Here is a 16,947-nt window from a genome sequence, read left to right as displayed (position 1 = left end):
GGTGCCGGCGATCCGACCTATCGGCCTGTGTCGCCAAGACTTGAGCGAGATCAACAAACTCGACGCCGCCGCGAAAAACAAAAGAGATACCTAATAAATAGAGGGCTGGGGGATTGGAGCCCGCGCTTCGGGCTGGCAACATGCTTATATATACCCGAACGGTGTCGTCTCGGTCGTGAAGACGACAGCAACCCGAGTGGTAGCCAACCTGACGATCGTCGAGCCCCTGACAGCCGCCCTGCGGCGACATCTGCTTTCCCTGCGCGGACGCCTGCTGCTGGGCGTCGCGGCGGTGTGGGGCCTGCTGTGCGTGATGCTGCTGGCCTTCGGCTGGCAGTCCGGCAGCCTGCTGGTCGAGGAGTCCAACCGGGTGCACCTGCGCTACGAGGCGGAGCTCGTCCGCAATGCCATCACGCAGAAGATCGAGCAGCGCCTGGAGGCGCTGGAGCGCCTGGCCAAGCAGTTTCCTCGCGCCACCTCCGGCGCTCTGGCCGAGGGCGGCCACGACGAGATGCTGACCCTCTTCGAAGGCCTGGCGCTGGTCGATGCCGAGAACGTCGTCGTCGACAACTGGCCGACGATCGCGGGCCGCAACGGCCTCGACATCAGTCATCGGGCCTACGCCCGCTTCATGCGCCATGTGCAGCGACCCCACGTCAGCGACCCCTTCATCGGCATCGTCTCCGGCAAGCCGATGGTGATGATGCTGGTGCCCCGCCGGGACGCCCAGGGCCGCTACGCCGGTTTCCTCGGCGGGCTGGTGGAGATCGAGCGCAGCGAGCTGTTCGAGGACTTCAAGCGCCTGCGGCTGGGGGACGACGGCCACGTGGTGGTGGCCACGGCCTCGGGCCGTCTGCTCTATCATCCCGGCCAGCGCGATGACCTGCCGGGCTCTGTCGACGCGCTGAACGACCCCGGGCTCGACCTCGCCCTGCTGGGCTGGGAGGGCGAGACCCTCGGGGAGACCGGCCAGGAGCGCGAGGCCCTCAAGGCCTATCGTCAGATCTGGCCCGCCGACTGGGTGGTGGGTATCTACCTGCCCATGGAGCAGGCCTATGCGCCGCTGGCCAGCGTGATGCAGCGCATCACGCAGCGGGCCTGGTGGGCCCTGGGCCTGCTGCTGCCGCTGATGGGCGCGCTGATCTGGCTGACCCTGCGACCGCTGACGCGATTGGCGCAGCAGATCAAGGAGCTGAGTCTCGGTCGCCGACGCGAGCTGGTGATTCCCACCCGGATGACGGAGCTGCGCCGCGTGGTCGATGTCTTCAACGAGCTGGAACAGCAGCGGCTGCAGAGCCTGGGAGACCTCGAGCAGCGCGAGGCCTTCCTGCGGGGAATCCTCGACGCCTCGCCCCAGGGCATGTTCGTGACCGACACCCGCGGCCGGCTGACCTTCGTCAACGAGGCGCTCAAGGCCCTGCTGAACATCGCTCCACCGATCCGCCTCGCGGCCTGGGCGCGGCGCATTCATGACGAGGATCGCACGCCGATGGTCGAGGCCTGGCGGGCCAGCCTGCTCGAGCATCAGGACGTCGTGCGCCAGTTCCGCTATATCGACGAGCACGGCGAGACGCTGTGGCTCGACGTGCATACCAACGCGATCCACGTGGATGGCGAATTCATCGGCCTGGTGGGGGCCGTGCGCGACATCACCCAGCGCCAGCACGAGGACGCGCTGCGCCGCTGGGAGGCGGAGCACGACCCGCTGACCGGCCTGCTCAACCGCCGCGGCTTCGAGCGCCGCCTGGAGGAGGCCTTCGCCGCCTGGGAGAAGGCCGACACCCCCTCGGCGCTGATGCTGTTCGACCTGGACCACTTCAAGCCCATCAACGACGAGGGCGGCCATGCCCTGGGCGACAGCATGCTGCGCCAGGTGGCCGACGCCATGGGGGCCGTGACGCGCAGCAGCGACCACGCCGCCCGCCAGGGTGGCGACGAGTTCGCCATGCTGCTGCCCGGCTGCGAGTGGCCCCGGGCCATGCGCATCGCCGAGGCGCTGCGGGCGCGGATCGAGGCCAACGGCCTCGAACAGCACGGCAGGACCTGGCGGGTCACCGTCAGCATCGGCGTGAGCACCTTCCAGCACGGCGACCAGGCCGTGGAGGACGCGCTGCGTCGCGCCGACGCCGCGAGCTACCGCGCCAAGTCACAGGGTCGCAATGCCGTGATCAGCGCATGATCCCGCACTGTCACGGCCGTGAGATCACGCCACGCCGGATGATGGACCTCGGGCTGCGGCACCTGGCGCTCGCTTAACGCCTCGAGAGCGACTCAGGCCGGGGCGCCGTCGCGGATGAGGTAGCGCTCGGCGAAGGTCGCGGCGTCCGCCGGACGGCCGGTGAGAAACCCCTGGATCAGGTTGACGTGGTAGCGGGAGAGCGCCTGCAGCTGGTCCTCGGTCTCCACGCCCTCGGCCACGACCCGCAGGCCGAGCTCCTTGGCAAGGCCCGTCACCGCGGCGACGATGGCCGAGCTGCCTCGGCTCTCGCCGAGCTGCTGGATAAAGCTGCGATCGATCTTGAGGGTGGTCACCGGCAGGTCCTGCAGGTAGCTCAGCGAGGAGTAGCCGGTGCCGAAGTCGTCGATGGCGATGCGACAGCCCAGTTCGCGCAGCGCCTGCAGGGTATGGATCGCCTGCTGCTGCTTGTCGAGCAGGATGCTCTCGGTGAGCTCGAAGCCGATCTGGCCCGGCGGCAGCTCATAGGCCGCGTAGAGCGCGCGCACCTGGGCCACCAGGTCGCTCTGCCAGAACTGGCGCGCCGACAGGTTGACGGCGACGCGGGGCGGCGCGAGGCCGGCGGCCAGCCAGTCGCGCATCTGGGCGGCCACCAGGTGCATCAGCCGCTCGCCCAGCGGCAGGATCAGCCCCGAGCGCTCGGCCAGGGGAATGAAGTCGCCGGGGGAGACGTGGCCGAAGGTCGGATGATGCCAGCGCAGCAGCGCCTCGGCGCCATGCACCTCGCCGCTGTCACGGTCGAAGAGCGGCTGATAGTGCACGCCCAGCCCCGCGCCGGTCTCGGCGGTATTGCGCAGCGCGGTCTCCATCTTCAGCAGACCGTGATCCTGCCGGTGCATCTCGGCGCGAAACAGCCGGTAGGTGTTGCGGCCTTCCTTCTTGGCGCGATACATGGCGGCATCGGCCTGGCGCACCAGGGTCTCGACCTCGACCCCGTCATCCGGATAGAGGCTGATGCCCAGGCTGCAGCCGACCCGGAACACCTGCCCGCCCACCTCGAAGGGTGCACTCACCGACTCGATGAGGCGGCGCGCCACCCGGGTGACCTCGTCGACCTCGGCCACCTCGTTGAGCAGCGCGATGAACTCGTCGCCGCCCTGGCGGGCCAGGGTATCGTCCTCGCGAAGCTGGGCGCGCAGTCGCTGGGAGACCTTGAGCAGCAGCTCGTCGCCCATCGTATGGCCCAGGGCGTCGTTGACCTGCTTGAAGTGATCCAGATCGAGGAAGACCACGGCCAGGCGCTGCTGGTGACGATGGGCGTGGCGTATCGCCAGCTCCAGGCGATCCTCCAGCAGGCGTCGATTGGGCAGCCGGGTCAGGGGATCGTAATAGGCCAGGCGGCGAACCTGCTCCTCGTTCTCGCGGATATGGGTGATGTCGCTGAACAGCGCCGCATAGTTGCGGATCTCGCCCGCGTCGTCGCGGATGGCGGTGATGGTCAGCAGCTCCAGGAAGAGCTGGCCGTTCTTGCGCCGATTCCAGACCTCGCCGCGCCAGTAGCCGTGCTCCTGCAGGGTCTGCCACATGTGCTGGTAGAAATCGGCGCCGTGGCGCCCCGAGGATAGCAGCGCCGGCGTGCGCCCCGCCGCCTCCTCCAGGCTGTAGCCCGTCAGGTGCGTGAAGGCCGGATTGACGAACTCGATGCGGGTCTCGGCATCGGTGATGATGATGCCCTCCAGGGAGGAGTCGATGACCCGCTCCGCCAGCTGCAGGTTGCGGCGTGACTGGGCCAGGGCCTGGTCGCGCTGCTCCAGCGCCTCGCGCAGATCCTCCAGGTAGAAGTGCTCGGCGCCGGCCAGCAGGTCCTGGAACTCCAGCAGGCCGACGACGCCGCCCTCGTCGTCGAGAACGCCCAGGTGACGCACGCGCCGGTCGATCAAGAGGTCCCGGGCATGGATCAGCGCCTCCTCGACCCCGACCGTGAGCAGCGGCCGGCTGGCCAGCTCGCCGACCGCGGTATCACCGGGATGGCGGGCCACGAACCGAACCAGGTCGCGCTCGGTGAGGATGCCGAGCTCTTCGCCGTCACATGTCACCACGGCGGCATCACAGCCGGCCCGGTGCATCTGCTGCGCGGCGTCGTTCAGCGACAGCGCGCCTCCCAGCAGCAGGGGACGAGGGCGCATCGCATCGCCCACCTCACGCAGGCGCAGATAGGGTTCGATGCCCTGGTTCAGGGCCATGTCGGTCTGGGAGAGGATGCCTTTCGGGTTGCCGGCATCGTCCACCACCAGCAGGTGGCGGCAGCGCTCGGCACCGAAGCGCAGGGCCGCCGCCCCGACCGGAGTAGCCTGGTGGACACTGGCTACCGGATGGCTCATCACCCGCTCGATCGGCAGCTTCAGGGCCTCGGGGCGTGCGAAGTCGACGAGCAGGCTGTCGTGCTCGGTCCAGATGCCGACCGCCTGATCGTCCTGCACCACCAGCATCGCACTGAAGCGCCGCTCGGCCATGCGGGCCGCGGCCTCGCGCAGCGGTGTATCCGGCGTGCAGGTCAGCAGACCCGTCTGCATGATGCGCTCTACCGGAAACTCTTGCGTCATGGTGTCTCGCTTTGAGGAGGCGCTATGCCCAGGGGCCAGTTGATCCATATCAATAAAATGCGATGTACTTTAGGCCAGCTGGCCGGAAGAGGGAACCAGGCGCCGTGCCGGTTTCTTGATGCAGATCAATGAAGTCGCGACCCCCACCCCGCCGGGAAAGCAGGGCAGCAGCGAGAAGTGGCCGTGGATCACACCTGCATGTTCATGACGTCCTTGTAGGCCGTGACCAGGCGGTTGCGCACCTGGATGCCCATCTCGGTGGCCACGCTCGCCTTCTGCATGTCGACCATGACGTCGTTGAGTTCCACACCCGGCGTGCCGGCCTGGAACGCCTCGGCCTTGGCCCCGGCCTCGAGCTTGAGCTCGTTGATGCGGTGGATGGCCGACTGCAGCTCGCCGGTGAAGCCGCCGCCCACCTGGGTATCGACCCGCTGGCCGCTGGATGGCTGCGACGCCGCCTGGCTGGACAACGACTGCATCTGGGAGAGGATCGACTCGATCGCGGGCGCGCTCATCACAACCACCTTGGCCTGTAGGACACGAGAAAAGGACAGGCAGGCTACCAGCCCGGCGCTCGCGGCCAAGCGGCCAAATGCCTCATAAAAACGGGGCTTTTCTGGCCTTTAGGGTGACAGCGGGGGCGGATAATGGCCGCCATCAGAATTCCGCCCATTCCAGGGGCGGTCAACCGCGATGGACGGACAGCACTCGATGTCTTCTGCCTTGACGAACTTCGCCAACGCCTCCCGCCGCGCCGGGAGGCCCGCATGAGCAGTGGCGCCTCCGCCACCAATCCACAGGCCGGCCAGGGCTCGGCGGGGCTCGCGCGCCTGAAAGAGCAGCTGCGCGGCAACCCGCTGGTCGTCCTGCTGATCGCGGGCGCCGCCGCGATCGCGATCGTCGTCGCGCTGCTGATGTGGGCGCGCAGCCCCGACTACCGCGTGCTCTACAGCAACCTCAGCCAGGCGGACGGTGGCAGCATCATCAACGAGCTGGATACCCGCGGCGTCCCCTACCGCTTCAGCCAGGGCGGCCAGGCGCTGCTGGTGCCCGGCGAGCGGGTGCATACCCTGCGCCTGCAGCTGGCCGAACAGGGGCTGCCCAAGGGCGGCAACGTCGGCTTCGAGCTGATGGAGAACCAGGCCTTCGGCATCAGCCAGTTCGCCGAGCAGATCAACTACCAGCGCGGCCTGGAGGGCGAGCTGTCGCGCTCCATGGAGTCGCTGGGGCCGGTCAATGGCGCCCGCGTGCACCTGGCCCTGGCCAAGGACTCGGTGTTCGTGCGCGACCGCCAGCCGGCCAAGGCCTCGGTGGTGTTGACCCTGCATCCCGGGCGCGTGCTGGGCGAGGGGCAGATCAACTCCATCGTGCACATGGTCTCCAGCAGCGTGCCGGACCTGGCCGCCGAGGCGGTGACCGTGGTCGACCAGGACGGCCGCCTGCTGACCACCCCCGAGAGCAACGGCCTGGGGATGGACGGCACCCAGCTCGAGTACATCGCCGAGGTGGAGCGCTCCTACCAGCAGCGCATCGAGTCGATCCTGGCGCCGATTCTCGGCGACGAGAACGTCAAGGCGCAGGTCACCGCCCAGGTGGACTTCGCCCGCCGGGAAGAGACCTCGGAGCGCTACGCGCCCAACCAGCCGCCCAACGAGGCCGCGGTGCGCAGCCGCCAGAGCAGCGTCAACTACAGCGGCAGCGACGACCTGGCCGGCGGCATCCCCGGCGCCCTGAGCAATACGCCCCCCGGCGCCGCGCCGTCACCGGTGGAGAACCCGCCCGAAGGCGAGGAGGGAGCGGACGCCGAGGGCCAACAGGCCGGCGAGGACGCCCCGGGGACGCGCAACCTCAATCGCGACGACGTGATCAACTACGAGGTCGATCGCCAGATCTCCCATGTCCAGCACCGCCGCGGCCAGGTGGAACGGCTCTCGGCCGCGGTCGTGGTCAACTACCGGGCGATCCCGGACGAGCAGGGCGTGATGCAGCCGACCCCGCTGAGCGAGGACGAGATCGATCAGATCGAGCGCCTGGTGCGCCAGGCCATGGGCTTCTCCCAGGCCCGCGGCGACGAGATCGCCGTGGTCAACAGCCCCTTCACGCGGACGGGCCCGGAGATCGAGCCCCTCGAGTGGTGGCAGCAGCCCGATGTCCAGCAGCTGGCGCTGAGCCTGGGCCGCTACCTGCTGGTGGGCCTGGCGATCCTGCTGCTCTACCTGCTGATCCTGCGACCGCTGGTCAAGCGCGCCAGCCAGGCGCCGCAGCCGGCCGCGCAGCCCGCTCCCACCTTCCAGGCCAGGGTCGGCGAGGAAGACGAGCCGCGCACGCCTGCCGACGGCCGGGAAGACGACACCACCTACGACAAGCCGCGACGCACGCGCAAGGCCTCGGCCTACGAGGACAACCTCAAAGACCTTCGCGAGATGGCCGAGGAGGATCCGCGCATGGTGGCGATGATCGTTCGCAGCTGGATGAACAAGCATGAGTAAGCGTCAGGAAATAAGCGGTGCGCGGCGCAGCGCGATCCTGCTGCTGGCCTTGGACGAGGACAGCGCGGCCGAGGTGTTCAAGTACCTCTCGCCCTCCGAGATCCAGGAAATCAGCACGGAGATGGCCCGCCTGGACCAGGTCTCCCACGATGAGATGCGCCTGGTGCTGCAGGCCTTCAGCGACGAGACCGAAGAGTTCATTGCGCTCAATCTCAACTCCAGCGAGCACATCCGCTCGGTGCTGACCAAGGCGCTCGGCAGCGACCGCGCCTCCAGCCTGATCGAGGACGTGCTGGAGACCAGCGGTACGGGTTCCGGCATCGATGCCCTGAACCTGATGGAAGCCTCGATGGTGGCCGAGCTGATCCGCGACGAGCACCCGCAGATCATCGCCACCGTGCTGATCCACCTGGATCGTCACCAGGCGGCAGACGTGATGGCGCTGTTCGACGACAAGCTGCGCAACGACGTGGTGCTGCGCATCGCGACCTTCAGCGGCGTGCAGCCCGCCGCCCTGCAGGAGCTCACCGAGGTGCTGACCAACATGCTCGACGGCCAGAACCTCAAGCGCAGCAAGATGGGCGGCGCCCGCACCGCGGCGGAGATCCTCAACCTGATGAACTCCAACCAGGAAGAGGCCGCCATCGAGACGGTGCGCTCCCACAGCGAGGACCTGGCGCAGAAGATCATCGACGAGATGTTCCTGTTCGAGAACCTCATCGACCTCGACGACCGCAGCATCCAGATGATCCTCAAGGAGATCGACACCAACTCGCTGGTGGTGGCCCTCAAGGGGGCGCCGGAGACGCTCATGGACAAGTTCATGCGCAACATGTCCCAGCGCGCCGCCGATCTGATGCGCGAGGACATGGAGGCCCGCGGCCCGATCCGCGTCTCCCAGGTCGAGACCGAGCAGAAGACCATCCTGCAGGTGGTGCGACGCCTCGCCGACGGCGGCGAGATCGTGCTGAGCGGCGGAGACGACACCTATGTCTAAGCCCGGTGCATCCGACAGGGACGACGACCGCTCGCCCTGGCGCCGCTGGCAGATGGGCGAGCTCAAAGCCTCGCCGCGCCAGGCATCGAGCCATGCCCAGCGCCCCGAGGAGGCCCAGCGCCCCGAGGAGGCCCAGCGCCCCGAGGAGGCCCAGCACCCCGAGAAGGCGCCGCAGTCCGCCGAGCGGCGCGACGCGCAGCGCCGCCAGGCCGAGCTCAAGGCGCTGCGCGAGCGGGTCCGTCGCGAGGCCCATGAGGAGGGCCTCGCGGCGGGCCGCGAACAGGGCCATGCCGAGGGACTGGCCCAGGGGCTCGAGGAGGGGCGCCGACAGGCGCAGGAGGAGCTCGACGCGCGCCTCGCCGAGACGCTGACGCCGCTGGCCGAGCTCGCCGGTGCCTTCGGTGAGGCCCTGGAGACCCTCGACGAGAGCGTCGCCGAGGACCTGGTCGACCTGGCGCTGGCCACCGGGCACCAGCTCGCCGGCGAGGCCCTCAAGTCGAGGCCCCGCCAGGTGCTGGAGCTGGTTCGCGCGCTGCTGCACACCGAGCCGCCGCTGGTCGGCCAGCAGCGCCTCTGGCTGCACCCCCTCGATCACAAGCTGGTGAAGACGCACCTGGGCGATGAGCTCTCGGCCGCCGGCTGGACGCTGCAGCCGGACGACCAGCTCAGCCGCGGCGGCTGCCGGGTCACCAGCGCCAACGGTGAGCTCGACGCCACCTGGGAGAGCCGCTGGCAGGCCGTAAAGGCCCAGGTCCGCCACCGGCGGCCCGCCGCCCAAAAATCGGAGGACGCCAAGTAGTGGCCGAGTCGCTGTCCGCCAATTCGCACCAGGCCCACTGGCAGCGCGCCCTGCGCGGCGTGCGCGCCCGGGTGGCGCCGCTGCCGCCCTGCCGCACCAGCGGCCGGGTGGTGCGGGCCACGGGCCTGGTGATCGAGGTGGTCGGCCTGCAGGTGGCGCTCGGCAACGCCTGTCGCATCGAGCTGCCGGCCGGCCACGGCGAGCAGCGTCGCTTCGCCGAGGCGGAGGTCGTGGGCTTCTCCGGCGACCGGCTCTACCTGATGCCGCTGGCCGAGATCACCGGCCTGATGCCGGGCGCCCGGGTCTTCGCGCTCTCCGACGGGGCGAACGACAGCGCGCGACGCTTCCCCCTCGGCGAGGCCCTGCTGGGGCGCGTGGTCGACGGCAACGGCACCCCCCTGGATGGCCTGGCGCCGCTCGATGAGGCGCCCCGCGCGCCGCTCTCCACGCCGCCGCTGAATCCCCTGGCGCGCGCCCCCATCGAGGAGCAGATCGACGTGGGCATCCGCGCCATCAACGCCCTGCTGAGCGTCGGCCGCGGCCAGCGCATGGGGCTCTTCGCGGGCTCCGGCGTCGGCAAGTCGGTGCTGCTCGGCATGATGGCGCGCTACACCCGCGCCGACGTGATCGTGGTCGGCCTGATCGGCGAGCGGGGCCGCGAGGTCCAGGACTTCATCGACAACATCCTCGGCGAGGAGGGCCTGCGCCGCGCCGTGGTGGTGGCCGCCCCCGCCGACACCTCGCCGCTGCAGCGCCTGCAGGGTGCCTCCTATGCCACGCGGCTGGCCGAGGGCTTTCGCGACCAGGGGCGCAACGTGCTGCTGATCATGGACTCCCTGACCCGCTACGCCATGGCCCAGCGCGAGATCGCCCTGGCCGTGGGCGAGCCGCCGGCGACCAAGGGCTACCCGCCCTCGGTCTTCGCCAAGCTGCCGAACCTGGTCGAGCGCGCCGGCAACGCCGCGCGCGGCGGCGGCTCGATCACCGCCTTCTATACCGTGCTCACCGAGGGCGACGACCAGCAGGACCCCATTGCCGACTCGGCCCGCGCCATCCTCGATGGCCACATCGTGCTGTCGCGGACCCTGGCCGAGGCGGGCCACTATCCGGCCATCGATATCGAGGCCTCCATCAGCCGCGTGATGACCGCCGTCGTCGACCCGCAGCAGCAGCGCCAGGCCCAGCAGTTCAAGGGGCTCTTCTCGCGCTACCAGCGCAATCGCGACCTGATCAGCGTCGGCGCCTACCACCCGGGCAACGACCCGCAGCTCGACGAGGCGGTGCGGCGCTATCCCCAGCTCGAGGGCTTCCTGCAGCAGCGCATCGAGGAGAACAGCAGCATGGACGACGCCCGCCAGGCCCTGGCCGGCGTCCTCGGAGGACCGTCATGAGCCGTGATCGCACCTCGCTCGACACCCTCGTCGAGCTCGCCCGGGAGGCCCGGGATCAGGCCGGCCAGAATCTGGCCGGCGAGCAGCGCACCTCGAGCCAGGTCCGCCAGCAGCTGGATTCGCTGCACCGCTATCGCCAGGAGTACGCCGACAAGCTGAACGCGGCGATGCGCGACGGCATCGACCCGGCCACCATGCGCAACTATCAGCAGTTCCTCGCCTCGCTGGACGACGCCCTGGTGCGCGCCCGCCAGGCCCTGGCCGCCCAGCAGCAGCGGGTCGAACGCACCCGCCAGCACTGGCAGCAACAGCAGCAGCGCCTCTCCTCCTACGACACCCTGGCCGAGCGCCGGGAGGCGGTCAGGCGCCGCGACGAACAACGCCGGGAACAGCACGTCAGTGATGACCTGGTCAACAACCGACTGGTCCGCCAGCGCTCGTCCCACTCCGAGCACTGAGCCGACAAGGAGACTGTCGATGGATATCCAGCTGCTCATCAACGCCCCCGGAAATGCCGCCGGACACCGCGCCGCCGCCGGGGACGCCAAGGCCCCGGGGAGCGAGTTCGCCCGCCAGCTGGCCGGAGCGAGCCAGGCCCAGGGAGACGGCGCCGGGAAGACCGCCGCCCCGACGCCCCAGGCGTCGTCACGGCAGGCCGATGCGTCGCTGACGCCGCTGGCCGCGACACACGGCCAGGGCGAGGCGCCCACCGACGCCGCCACGCGGCGCGAGGCACTCGAGGCCCTGCTGGCCAAGGCCTCGGGCGAGACGGGGAAAAAGGGCGAGAATGCCGGCCCAGCCGCCCTGCTGGCGACGCTGCTCGGCGCCGGGGCGCCGGATCAGCAAGCCCAGCGTCTGTCACAACAAGGGCAGGCCGCCTGGACCCAACTCTCGGCCGAAGACGTCGAGGCGGCCCTTCAGTCGCTCGAGCAGGGCGCCCCGCGACCAGGCGGCAGCGAGACGGCCCAGGGCCAGGGCATCTGGGACGCGCTGCAGGAGCGCCTCGCCCTGATCGAGCAGGCCGGCCGTCCCGAGGCGGATGACGTCCTCGCGGTGCTGCCCATGGCGGGCCCGGCCGGCCCGGCGAGCGAGGCCCTCGCCGCCGCGTCGCTCGGGGCCGGTCAGCAGGGACGAACCAACCCGCTGCTCGAGGCGATCGCCGCCGATCGGCGCGCCCCCACCGGACAGCCTCAGTCGAACGCGGCGGCGATCGCTGCCGCCGCCGAGCGCCTCGCGGCTCCCGCCGCCGGCAGCGGCCAGGCCACCGCGACGAGCGACGAGGCGCTGCGCTTTGCGGCCGCCGGCGACGCCCTGCTGGCCCAGCGCGGCGAGACGTCGCGGGCCGCCGGCGGCAGCGAGCTGGCCGGCCAGGGCGCGGCGAATGCGATGACCGGCGCAATGGCCAACACAACGACCGGGGCGTCGGGCGCGTCCGCCATGGCCCAGGCCAGCATTCAGGCACCGGTATCGAGCCCCGCCTGGTCCCAGCAGCTCGGGCAGCAGCTGGTGCGCCTGAGCCAGCAGGGCGGCGATCAGCGAGTCGAGCTCAAGCTCCACCCGGCGGAGCTCGGCCCGCTGTCGGTCTCGCTGAAGATGAGCGACCACGGCGCCCAGGCGCAGTTCGTCTCCGCCCATGCCCAGGTGCGCCAGGCGCTGGAGCAGGCGATCCCGCAGCTGCGCGAGGCGCTGGCCGAGCAGGGCATCAGCCTGGGCGAAACCTCGGTGGGCGAGCAGCGCCAGGGCGGCAGCGAGGGTGACGGCGCCTCCGCTCGACCCGGCGAGCTGCTGGCCTCGGCCGGGGGCGACGCCGCCGAGGACGGGACGCACAGCGCCCTCGAGGAGCGCGGGGCCCGCGAGGTTCCCCTGGACGGGCGCGTGGACCTCTATGCCTGAACCGCGCCGCGGTCGGGCGCCAAACGGGCAAGATAGGCGCCATCTTCGGGCCTGTTCGGATCATCATGCCTCCGTCACGGCCCGCATACTGCGGCGTCAGTGTCGGCAACTTACTGCAACCTAGGAATGAGAATGGCGAAATCCAGCGGCGGCTCCCGCACGCTCCTGTGGACGATGATGGTGCTGCTGATCCTCTCGAGCTCGGCGGCGGCGGTGGCGCTCTACATGGTGCTCAGCCAGCCCGACGGCGAGGCGCGCTCGGCACTCAACGTCCAGGCGGAATCCGAACCCCAGGCGCCGATCTTCCTGCCGATCACGCCCTTCACCGTCAACCTGGCCGACGACCAGTACGGGCCTCGCCTGCTCTACACCGGCCTGTCGCTGAAACTCGGCAACGAGCAGAGCCAGGCGGTCCTCGAGCAGCACATGCCCCAGGTGCGCAGCCGCCTGCTGATGCTGTTCTCCGGCAAGCAGGCCGATGAGTTGACCTCGCCGGGCGGCAAGCAGCGCCTGGCCGAGCAGGTGATCGCCGCCCTCGAGGCGCCCATGTCGGACACGCAGCCGGAACTGGCCATCGACGACGTGCTCTTCACAGAGTTCATCGTGCAATAGGCTGGGGGTAGCCAACACACCATGTCCCAAGACGACCTGCTGTCCCAGGATGAGATCGATGCCCTGCTCAAGGGCGTCAGCGGTGATGACGAACCCGAAGCCCATGGCGACGGGACCGCGCGCGTGCGCCCCTATGACCCGGCCTCGCAGCACCGCATCATCCGCGAGCGCCTGCATGCCCTGGACATCATCAACGAGCGCTTCGCGCGGCACTTCCGCATGGGGCTGTTCAACCTGATTCGCCGCAGCGCCGACATCACCGTGGACTCGGTCCGCTACCAGAGCTACAGCGAGTTCTCCCGCAACGTGCCGGTGCCGACCAACATCAACATGATCGCCATGAAGCCGCTGCGCGGCTCGGCCCTGATCGTGTTTCCCCCGAGCCTGGTGTTCATGGTGGTGGACAACCTGTTCGGCGGCGACGGGCGCTTCGTGACCAAGTCCGAGGGCCGCGAGTTCACCAACACCGAGCAGCGCATCATCCAGCGCCTGCTGAATCTCGCCATCGACGCCTACAGCGAATCCTGGAAGTCCGTCTACCCCCTCGAGATCAGCTTCCTGCGCTCGGAGATGCAGTCGAAGTTCGCCAACATCACCAACTCGCCCAACGAGATCGTGGTCAATACCAGCTTCAATCTCGAGGTGGGCAACCTGGCCAGCAACTTCCAGATCTGCATGCCCTACGCCATGATCGAGCCGCTGCGCGACCTGCTGACCAATCCCCTGAGCGACGGCAGCAAGGACCAGGACGGTACCTGGACCCGGCGCATGGCCGGTGAGATCCGTCACTCCGAGATCGAGCTGGTCGCCGACTTCATCGACATCCCGAGCCGCATCGACCATGTCATGGCCCTCAAGGCCGGCGATGTGCTGCCCATGGAGCTTCCCGAGACGGTGACGGCAAGCGTGGACGGCGTGCCGGTGATGGAGTGTGAATACGGCAGCCAGAACGAGCAGCACGCCCTGCGCGTGCTGCGCATCTTCGATCATGCCGCCGACCATGCGCCGACCGACGCCTTCGTGAAAGGCTCCAGGCCGAAATCCAAGGAACCTTCCCATGACTGATCCCAACACGCCCGATCAGAACATCAGCGACGACGACTGGGCCGCCGCCATGTCGGAGCAGCAGGACGAGGCGCCCGCCGCCGACGATGACCCCTGGGCGGAGGCGATGGCCGAGCAGGCGGCCGCGGACTCCGCCGAGCCCGAACCACAGGCCGAGGCCCCCGCGCCTGCCGCCCGGCCTGCCGGCAGCAGCGTCTTCCAGCCTCTCGAGGCAGGCCAGGGCACGGCTTCCGGTCGCGATCTCGAGATGATCATGGACATCCCGGTCAAGCTCACCGTCGAGCTCGGCCGCACCAAGCTGACCATCAAGCAGCTGCTGGAACTGGCGCAGGGCTCGGTGATCGAGCTGGATGGCCTGGCGGGCGAGCCCATGGACATCCTCATCAATGGCTACCTGATCGCCCAGGGCGAGGTGGTGGTCGTCGAGGACAAGTACGGCATCCGCATCACCGAGATCATCACCCCCTCCGAGCGGGTGCAGAAGCTCAACCGATGAGCGCGGGCGCGACCGACACCTCTTCCGCCGGCCTGGACGCCGCCGTCAGCGGCGGCGAATCGCTGATCGGCATGGCCACACTTGGCAAGACCGCCGCCGCGCTGGGGCTGATCCTGGTCATCATCCTGGTGGCCGCCGCCGTGCTGCGCCGCTGGGGCCTGCCCCACCAGCGCCACGGCCGTCACCTGCGGGTGGTCGGCAGCGCGGCGGTGGGCACCAAGGAGCGCGTGGTGATCGTCGAGGTGGAGGAGACCTGGCTGGTGCTCGGCGTCGGCGGCGGCCAGGTCAACAAGCTGCATGACCTGCCGGCGCCGGCCGAGCCGCGGGCGTCCGAGCCGGCAAACGGACCGGACTTCGAGGCGGGCGACGCCTTCGCCACACGTTTGGCCAAGGCGATCCGGCACAATGCCGGCCTCAACCGTGGGGGCAGGGCGTGAGGCGCGTCGTCACGAGACGGGGTGTGATGACGCTGCTCCTCGCGGTGCTGCTGGCCATGCCCGCACTGGCCCTGGCCCAGCAGATCCCCGGCATCGCCAGCCAGCCGATGGAGGACGGAGGACAGCAGTGGTCGCTGTCGCTGCAGACCCTGCTGCTGCTCAGCTCGCTGGCCTTCCTGCCGGCGGTACTGCTGATGATGACCTGCTTCACGCGCATCATCATCGTGCTGAGCCTGCTGCGCACCGCCATGGGCACCCAGGCCACGCCGCCCAACCAGGTGCTGCTGGGGCTGGCGCTGTTTCTCACCCTGTTCATCATGTCGCCGGTGCTCGACCAGGTGCACGAGCTGGCCTGGGTGCCGCTGGCCAACGACGCCATCGGCTTCGACGAGTTTCTCGCCCGTGCCCAGGGTCCCTTCCGCGAATTCATGCTGGCCCAGACCCGCGAGCCCGACCTGGCGATGTTCGCCGGCCTGGCCGATATCGGCGAGCTGCAGGGGCCCGAGGACGTGCCGATGCGCATCCTGGTGCCCTCCTTCGTCACCAGCGAGCTGAAGACCGCCTTCCAGATCGGCTTCACCATCTTCATCCCCTTCCTGATCATCGACCTGGTGGTGGCCAGCGTGCTGATGTCGCTGGGCATGATGATGGTGCCGCCGATCACCATCTCGCTGCCGTTCAAGCTGATGCTGTTCGTGCTGGTCGATGGCTGGCAGCTGATCATCGGCTCGCTGGCCGAGAGCTTCTATCTATGACCCGTCATTCCTTGATGCGCACTTTCGCGAGGAGACCACGATGACACCGGAAGAGGTGATGAACATCGCCTACCAGGGCATGCGCGTCACGCTGCTGCTGGCCGGTCCGCTGCTGCTCACCGCCCTGACCACGGGCCTGCTGGTCAGCCTGTTCCAGGCCGCCACCCAGATCAACGAGATGACCCTGTCGTTTATCCCCAAGATCCTCGCCGTGTTCGCGGTGCTGGTGCTGGCCGGCCCCTGGCTGCTGACCCTGATCATGAACTTCACCCGTGAGCTGTTCGGCAACATCCCCGCGATGATCTCGTGACACTCGATGACCTTGTGAAGAGCCGTCTTGTGAAGAGCCGTCTTGTGAAGGGCAATGCCCGCTGATGGTGGAGGTCACCTTCGCGCAGCTGCATGGCTGGCTGGTCGCCTTCCTGTGGCCCTTCGCGCGCATCACCGCACTGATGCTCAGCGCTCCGCTGTGGGGCCACTCCAGCATCCCGCGCCAGGCCAAGCTGGGCCTGGCCGGCGCGGTGGCAGTGGTGATCGCGCCGGTGCTGCCGCCGATGCCCGAGGTGCCGCTGTTCTCCTGGGCGGGCTTCGGCATCCTCGTCGAGCAGCTCTTGATCGGGGCCGCCATCGGACTCACGGTCAGGGTCATGCTCGTCGTGGTGCAGGCCTCGGGGGACTTCATCGGCCTGCAGATGGGCCTGGCCTTCGCCACCTTCTTCGATCCCTCCAGCGGCACCAACATGGTGGTGCTGTCGCGCATCCTCTATATGGTCACGCTGCTGATGTTCCTGGCCTTCAACGGCCACCTGATGGTGCTGCAGGTGCTGGTATCAAGCTTCGAGACCCTGCCGATCGGCATCGGCCGCTTCAACCCGGAGGCCTTCATCATGCTGGCCCGCTACGGCGGCACCATCTACACCGCCGGCCTGCTGCTGGCCCTGCCGCTGGTGGCCTCGCTGCTGATCATCAACCTGTCGCTGGGCATCCTCAATCGCTCGGCCCCGCAGCTCACCGTCTTCAATATCGGCTTCCCGACGTCGCTGACGGTCGGCCTGATCCTACTGATGGTGCTGATGACCGACCTGGCGAGCTTCCTGGAACGGCTGTTCAGTCAGGGGCTGGCCTTCCTGCAGAACCTGCTGGAAACCCTGGCGCCACTGCCGATCGCCGGCTGACAGGAAAACGCCCCGGCCGGGACCGGCAGCGGGGCGTAGTGGCCTGGAGGACGTTGGAG

16 protein-coding genes are annotated in these 16,947 nt (G+C 69.0%); 14 read left to right on the top strand and 2 right to left on the bottom strand.

Annotated features, from left to right (window positions below):
• Positions 1–175: 175 nt before the first annotated feature.
• On the top strand, positions 176–2,179 hold the full coding sequence (locus tag ABE957_RS00855) for a sensor domain-containing diguanylate cyclase (protein ID WP_349756746.1): 2,004 nt from the start codon (positions 176–178) through the stop codon (positions 2,177–2,179).
• A 92-nt stretch (positions 2,180–2,271) separates the two neighbouring features.
• Here the strand turns inward: ABE957_RS00855 and ABE957_RS00850 are convergent, their stop codons facing one another.
• The gene (locus ABE957_RS00850) at positions 2,272–4,779 is read right to left on the bottom strand and encodes an EAL domain-containing protein (protein ID WP_349756745.1); all 2,508 of its coding nucleotides are present in this window, start codon (positions 4,777–4,779) and stop codon (positions 2,272–2,274) included.
• A 188-nt stretch (positions 4,780–4,967) separates the two neighbouring features.
• Positions 4,968–5,294, bottom strand: coding sequence for a flagellar hook-basal body complex protein FliE (fliE, locus tag ABE957_RS00845; protein ID WP_349756744.1), 327 nt, complete (start codon positions 5,292–5,294; stop codon positions 4,968–4,970).
• Positions 5,295–5,546: 252 nt separating this feature from the next.
• Here fliE and fliF point away from each other — a divergent pair, with 252 nt between their 5' ends.
• From fliF to fliR, 13 genes are all read left to right on the top strand, one after another.
• On the top strand, positions 5,547–7,268 hold the full coding sequence (fliF, locus tag ABE957_RS00840; protein ID WP_349756743.1) for a flagellar basal-body MS-ring/collar protein FliF: 1,722 nt from the start codon (positions 5,547–5,549) through the stop codon (positions 7,266–7,268).
• Positions 7,261–8,265 (top strand): flagellar motor switch protein FliG, encoded by a 1,005-nt coding sequence (fliG, locus tag ABE957_RS00835; RefSeq protein WP_349756742.1) that lies wholly within the window; start codon positions 7,261–7,263, stop codon positions 8,263–8,265. Before fliF ends, fliG begins: the two co-directional genes overlap by 8 nt.
• Entirely contained in the window at positions 8,258–9,064 is an 807-nt protein-coding gene (locus ABE957_RS00830) for a flagellar assembly protein FliH (protein WP_349756741.1), read from the top strand. The genes fliG and ABE957_RS00830 overlap by 8 nt, the downstream gene beginning before the upstream one ends.
• Positions 9,064–10,455: a flagellar protein export ATPase FliI gene (fliI, locus tag ABE957_RS00825; protein WP_349756740.1), complete on the top strand. Its 1,392-nt coding sequence runs from the start codon at positions 9,064–9,066 to the stop codon at positions 10,453–10,455. The genes ABE957_RS00830 and fliI overlap by 1 nt, the downstream gene beginning before the upstream one ends.
• A complete protein-coding gene (fliJ, locus tag ABE957_RS00820; protein ID WP_349756739.1) occupies positions 10,452–10,913 on the top strand; it encodes a flagellar export protein FliJ in 462 nt (153 codons plus the stop codon). The genes fliI and fliJ overlap by 4 nt, the downstream gene beginning before the upstream one ends.
• Before the next feature lie 19 nt (positions 10,914–10,932).
• Positions 10,933–12,348 carry a flagellar hook-length control protein FliK gene (locus ABE957_RS00815; protein ID WP_349756738.1) on the top strand — a complete coding sequence of 472 codons (1,416 nt, stop codon included), beginning with the start codon at positions 10,933–10,935 and terminating at the stop codon, positions 12,346–12,348.
• 132 nt (positions 12,349–12,480) lie between these two features.
• Positions 12,481–12,960, top strand: coding sequence for a flagellar basal body-associated protein FliL (gene fliL / locus ABE957_RS00810; protein WP_349756737.1), 480 nt, complete (start codon positions 12,481–12,483; stop codon positions 12,958–12,960).
• 21 nt (positions 12,961–12,981) lie between these two features.
• A complete protein-coding gene (fliM, locus tag ABE957_RS00805; RefSeq protein ID WP_349756736.1) occupies positions 12,982–14,025 on the top strand; it encodes a flagellar motor switch protein FliM in 1,044 nt (347 codons plus the stop codon).
• Positions 14,018–14,521 (top strand): flagellar motor switch protein FliN, encoded by a 504-nt coding sequence (fliN, locus tag ABE957_RS00800; protein WP_349756735.1) that lies wholly within the window; start codon positions 14,018–14,020, stop codon positions 14,519–14,521. The genes fliM and fliN overlap by 8 nt, the downstream gene beginning before the upstream one ends.
• Positions 14,518–14,958, top strand: coding sequence for a flagellar biosynthetic protein FliO (fliO, locus tag ABE957_RS00795; RefSeq protein ID WP_349756734.1), 441 nt, complete (start codon positions 14,518–14,520; stop codon positions 14,956–14,958). The genes fliN and fliO overlap by 4 nt, the downstream gene beginning before the upstream one ends.
• 26 nt (positions 14,959–14,984) lie before the next feature.
• On the top strand, positions 14,985–15,713 hold the full coding sequence (gene fliP / locus ABE957_RS00790) for a flagellar type III secretion system pore protein FliP (RefSeq protein ID WP_349756733.1): 729 nt from the start codon (positions 14,985–14,987) through the stop codon (positions 15,711–15,713).
• Positions 15,714–15,753: 40 nt separating this feature from the next.
• Positions 15,754–16,023: a flagellar biosynthesis protein FliQ gene (fliQ, locus tag ABE957_RS00785; protein ID WP_089848004.1), complete on the top strand. Its 270-nt coding sequence runs from the start codon at positions 15,754–15,756 to the stop codon at positions 16,021–16,023.
• Between the two features lie 64 nt (positions 16,024–16,087).
• A complete protein-coding gene (gene fliR / locus ABE957_RS00780; RefSeq protein ID WP_349756731.1) occupies positions 16,088–16,888 on the top strand; it encodes a flagellar biosynthetic protein FliR in 801 nt (266 codons plus the stop codon).
• Positions 16,889–16,947 lie beyond the last annotated feature (59 nt).

This window comes from Halomonas pelophila (assembly GCF_040196315.1).
GTDB lineage: Bacteria > Pseudomonadota > Gammaproteobacteria > Pseudomonadales > Halomonadaceae > Halomonas > Halomonas pelophila.
The sequence above is the reverse complement of the archived record's forward strand: the minus strand, read 5'-3'. Positions and strand labels throughout refer to the sequence as shown.

Excerpts from the sequence above, each read along its gene's own strand:
- ABE957_RS00850 (WP_349756745.1), bottom strand. The coding sequence starts at position 4,779 with ATGACGCAAGAGTTTCCGGTAGAGCGCATCATGCAGACGGGTCTGCTG.
- fliE (WP_349756744.1), bottom strand. The coding sequence starts at position 5,294 with ATGAGCGCGCCCGCGATCGAGTCGATCCTCTCCCAGATGCAGTCGTTG.
- fliF (WP_349756743.1), top strand. The coding sequence starts at position 5,547 with ATGAGCAGTGGCGCCTCCGCCACCAATCCACAGGCCGGCCAGGGCTCG.
- fliG (WP_349756742.1), top strand. The coding sequence starts at position 7,261 with ATGAGTAAGCGTCAGGAAATAAGCGGTGCGCGGCGCAGCGCGATCCTG.
- ABE957_RS00830 (WP_349756741.1), top strand. The coding sequence starts at position 8,258 with ATGTCTAAGCCCGGTGCATCCGACAGGGACGACGACCGCTCGCCCTGG.
- fliJ (WP_349756739.1), top strand. The coding sequence starts at position 10,452 with ATGAGCCGTGATCGCACCTCGCTCGACACCCTCGTCGAGCTCGCCCGG.
- ABE957_RS00815 (WP_349756738.1), top strand. The coding sequence starts at position 10,933 with ATGGATATCCAGCTGCTCATCAACGCCCCCGGAAATGCCGCCGGACAC.
- fliL (WP_349756737.1), top strand. The coding sequence starts at position 12,481 with ATGGCGAAATCCAGCGGCGGCTCCCGCACGCTCCTGTGGACGATGATG.
- fliM (WP_349756736.1), top strand. The coding sequence starts at position 12,982 with ATGTCCCAAGACGACCTGCTGTCCCAGGATGAGATCGATGCCCTGCTC.
- fliN (WP_349756735.1), top strand. The coding sequence starts at position 14,018 with ATGACTGATCCCAACACGCCCGATCAGAACATCAGCGACGACGACTGG.
- fliO (WP_349756734.1), top strand. The coding sequence starts at position 14,518 with ATGAGCGCGGGCGCGACCGACACCTCTTCCGCCGGCCTGGACGCCGCC.
- fliP (WP_349756733.1), top strand. The coding sequence starts at position 14,985 with ATGACGCTGCTCCTCGCGGTGCTGCTGGCCATGCCCGCACTGGCCCTG.
- fliQ (WP_089848004.1), top strand. The coding sequence starts at position 15,754 with ATGACACCGGAAGAGGTGATGAACATCGCCTACCAGGGCATGCGCGTC.
- fliR (WP_349756731.1), top strand. The coding sequence starts at position 16,088 with ATGGTGGAGGTCACCTTCGCGCAGCTGCATGGCTGGCTGGTCGCCTTC.